The organism is Pontibacter sp. HJ8 (genome assembly GCF_054824225.1).
On sequence record NZ_JSYF01000555.1, the window covers coordinates 1 to 4535 of the forward strand.

The 4535-nt window shown below is 52.4% G+C and carries 2 protein-coding genes; both read left to right on the forward strand.

What is annotated here, in order from left to right; genetic code table 11:
- A partial coding sequence (locus tag OB13_RS19320; RefSeq protein WP_461491824.1) for an NIPSNAP family protein occupies positions 1-729 on the forward strand: 729 nt, incomplete at its 5' end.
- Between the two features lie 723 nt (positions 730-1452).
- The gene (locus tag OB13_RS19325) at positions 1453-4197 is read left to right on the forward strand and encodes a family 10 glycosylhydrolase (RefSeq protein ID WP_461491825.1); all 2745 of its coding nucleotides are present in this window, start codon (positions 1453-1455) and stop codon (positions 4195-4197) included.
- Positions 4198-4535: the final 338 nt, after the last annotated feature.

The following is a 4535-nucleotide window of genomic DNA, read 5'->3' on the forward strand; positions in this document are numbered from 1 at the left end:
TTAGTGACAGGTATGCTTTTCAACGCACAGGCAAAGCCCATGCAGGAATATTATGAACTTCGCATCTATACCCTGAACTCTACGGAACAGCAACAGCAGGCAGAAGCCTACTGGCAGCACGCAGCCATACCTGTACTGAATAAAATGGGCGTAAAGACTGTGGGTGTTTTCCGTGAAATGGAGCCAGGCGAAAAACCCAGGCTGTACGTGTTGATCCCGTACAAATCCCTGCAGCAGTTTGAGACGATACAGCAAAAATTTCTGCAGGACCCAACCCACCAACAGGCAGGCAAAGTTTACCTGGATGCGCCTTTCGAAGAGCCAGTCTACGTACGCATAGAGAGCTCCCTGATGAAAGCCTTCACCCATCTGCCGGTGCTGGAAGTACCGGACAAAAAGGAAAGGATCTTCGAGCTCCGCATCTATGAAAGCCACAGCGAAAAATTCGCCAAACAGAAGATCAGGATGTTCAACGAAGGAGGTGAACTGGAGATCTTTCGCAAGACAGGGCTGCAACCCGTTTTCTTTGGCGAAACGCTCATCGGCACGCAAATGCCCAACCTTACTTACATGATCACGGGGCCAAACCTGGAAGCGCACAAACAGCATTGGGAGAAGTTCGTAGCACACCCTGACTGGAAAAAACTAAGCGCCTTACCGGAGTATGCCAACACGGTTTCCAAGATCACGAATGTCTTTCTGGTACCCACTGATTTCTCCCAGATATGACCCGGAGAGACGAAGCTACTGCTCTCCTCCTGTCACTGGAAACAGGCGCTTGTAGCAATCAGTTTATCAATAGCTGATCCTCGGATATTGTCAGAGCGGTTCAGGTGATTCCGCATCACTTGCACCGCTCTTCTTTTTGTGAATGTTGCTGATCCATTTCCACAAAAAAACACAGGTATAGGCAGAATGAAATTGATTTTCTCTCTTAGCTATACCTGACCATACCTCCCCTAACTCTTTATGCCGCCGTTACTATAAGATCTAGAGTAAGCTGATTCGGATTTCTTAATCCGAATTCTGCCTGTTGCGGGTTTCCTAACCCGCGTATAGCTGCACACGGGGATAAGGATATCCCCTCCAGATTAGCTTCGGGATTGGGAAATACCGAAGAGCGTTGTTCCTCGAATCAAGCTCTACTTCTCCTTACCTTTCCAGATCAACTACTTCTTCCTCTCTCAGATCAGGCAGCAACCAACAGGCGTCTAATGCCTGAAGTTTAGTTGTTTTCGGCTTCGCTACCCCCTCATCTCCAAGCTCTTCTGTGCAGGCTTTGGCACAAAATCAAAAATATTTTATATCAAAAAATAGCTCTATTTGAATATATACGGCTTTACATAAATTTTTGCAACATTATGCAATCTATTCCGGCAACGTTTCAATTTAAAATGCGTTTCTTCACCCATTCTCATTGCTTTCACGCAGAAACCTTCAAATCAATTCTATATGAAAACACCTTTACTGACTATTTTTTTATCCCTTATGCTGTTCCTCAGCGGAATGGCGCAGGAGGCACCCAAACGGGAATTCCGCGGGGCCTGGATCGCCTCGTATTTCGGGATAGACTGGCCCAACAAAAACCACACGCCTGCCCAGCAGCGGGCGGCCTTTATCTCCATTGTGGAACATCACAAAGCCACCGGCAAAAACGCCTTGTTCATACAGGTCCGAAGCCAGTGCGATGCCCTCTATCCGAGTGAGCTCGAGCCCTGGTCCTCGGATCTTACGGGTTTGCAGGGAAGAGCTCCCAGCACCCCCTGGGACCCGATGGAATTTATGATCGAAGAGTGCCACAAAAGAGGGATAGAATTCCATGCCTGGATCAATCCGTACCGCGCCATCGCCAACTACGCCAACATAGGATCCTTTGACCCGAACCATGTAGCCAAAACCCATCCCGAATGGCTGTTGGCTTCCGGGGTGCAGCGCATCCTGAATCCTGCCCTGCCTGAGGTACGTGATTATGTTACGACGGTGATCGATGACATTGTGAAACGCTACGATGTGGACGGTATTCACTTCGACGATTACTTTTACCCCAATGCCGCCTTCAACGATGACGCTAATTTTCTGAATGATCCGAGAGGTTTTACGGACCGCGGCGACTGGCGGAGAGACAATGTGAACCTGCTGATCCGGCAGGTAAGCGAAAGCATCAAGACAGCCAAGCCCTGGGTTAAATTCGGCATCTCCCCTTCCGGCATTTACCGCAACAGCACCAACCCGGCCATAGGTTCTGCGACCAGCGGCCTGCAGCATTACGTTTCGCTGTATGCCGATTCGCGCAAATGGCTGCAGGAAGGCTGGATCGACTACCTGGCGCCACAGGTATACTGGTACATGGGCCAGCCCGGTGCCAACTACAGTGTGCTTATTCCCTGGTGGAACAACAATTCCTACGGCAGGCACATCTACATCGGGATGGCTGGCTACAAAGTGAATGATCCGGCACAAGGTACGCACTGGGCGAACCCTTCCCAAATTCCGAACCAGATGCGTTTGAACCGCGCGCATGCCAACATACAGGGGCAGGCAATTTACAACACCAGCAGCCTGCGCAGCACGAGCAAACTGGGCTTCCGGGATTCGCTGCGCTATGACTTTTACAGCAAACCCGCCCTGCTGCCTACCATGCCCTGGCGCGACAACACCGCACCGGATGCCCCAACGGAGCTTATCGCAACACGGTATGCCAACGATTCGGTGGTACTTAACTGGACCAAGCCTGCGTTCACAGCCAATGAGCTGGACAAAGTCAAACGATTTGTCATTTACCGCTCGCTCAGCCCGCTGATCGATTCGGAAAACACTGCGAATATACTGGCCATCACCAACACCGATACGGATACTTTTACCGACGTGGCGCTGGCATCCGGCGACACCTACTACTATAAAGTGACGGCACTCGATCGCTTCCACAACGAAAGCGCCCCGTCGAATGTGACCGACTACCTGGCTCCTATCCTGGCCGGAATCGGCAACCAGGAACTGACCCTGGATGAAAGCTGCTCCGCCACATTGCCTGACTACAGAAGCCTGGCAACGGTGAGCGATGATGTGTCCTTCCCGGATGAGATCGTGCTGACGCAATCGCCGGCTGCCGGTACTGCGCTGCAAGGTATAGGCGACATGCAGATCACGATGACGGCAACGGATGCTTCCGGAAAATCGACTTCCACGAGCTTCTTGCTCACCCGCAAAGACGCCACCGCTCCGGTCATCCTGACGCAGAACATTACCCGCACACTAAGCAACGGCAAGGTGACCATCACAACAGCCGATATCGACAAGGGTACCTTCGACAGCTGCGGACTGGATGAAAGCTCCCTGGCTATTTCCCAAAGCACCTTCGACTGCAGCCACATTGGCGAAAACCGGGTGACCTTCACAGCCCGTGATCTCAGCGGAAACGAGGCCTCCGCAGTAGCAGTGGTCACCATCCTCGGCACGGTGCCGCAGCCTGCCATCCGCATCAGCAGAACAGATCAAACCTATACCGGCCTGCCCGACAACACGATTGCCTTGGGGTATGGCGCCCAGCAACTGACGCTTACGGCTGCCAACACTACTTCCGAAGCACAGCTGACCAGCTGCGTATGGAGCCCGGCACCCGGCCTGAGCAACACGACGGGTGCCACTGCCGAATTCACCCCGCTCGCTGCCGGTGACTATACCTTCACCGTGGAGGCTACCAATGAATATGGCTGTACGTCTACTGCCACCGTTACCGTGCAGGTGATCGATGTGCGTTGCGGACAAAACAACGACAAGGTACTCGTCTGCCAGCAGACAGGCAGCCGCACCAATCCGACCGTACAGCTGTGCATTGCGGCTGCGGGTGTGGCCGAACACCTGAGCAAAGGGGATCGTTTGGGTGCGTGCGAAACTTCAGGCGCGATCGCATCTGACCAAAGCAGCACGGCACCTGCTTCCGGGTTGAGTGCATATCCGAACCCGTTCACAAATGAGACGACGGTACAGTTCACCTTAGACAAGGCGGAGGAGAAAGCGGTACTGGAGATCTACGACCTGCACGGCAACCTGGTGGAACGCCTGTTCGAAGGCAGCACGGAAGCCAACAGGCGTTACAGTTTCGAGGTGAACACCCGTTCTCTGCAGAACAGGGTATACCTGGCACGCCTGGTTACTTCCGATCAGGTGTATACCTTCCGCCTGCTGAAGAACAGGTAAACACATTCAGTAAATTACCTTATACAGAAAACACTTGCCGGCATACCGGCAGGTGTTTTCTTTTTTTCAGTCCTGCCAGCTTTGGTTTCTGACTACAGGTAGCTGGCGTTCACCGGACGCATACCTACATTTCCCGCATCCGGCTTTGCAAGCTCATCCGGGTCCGGAGCAGCAGCTATACCTATACCTGTGATTCTCCCGATAAGGAGCATTCCGCCATCACGAACACATCTGCCGGAGCACTGAAGGAAAGAGAATTAACCGGAAATGATGCTTGCTTTTCTGCCTTCAACGTATGCCACAATAAACGCGTATTTAGTTCACCACCTCACCTGAAC

What these genes read in the sequence shown, in the direction of transcription:
- OB13_RS19325 (WP_461491825.1), top strand. Translation starts at nt 1,453, where the DNA reads ATGAAAACACCTTTACTGACTATTTTTTTATCCCTTATGCTGTTCCTC.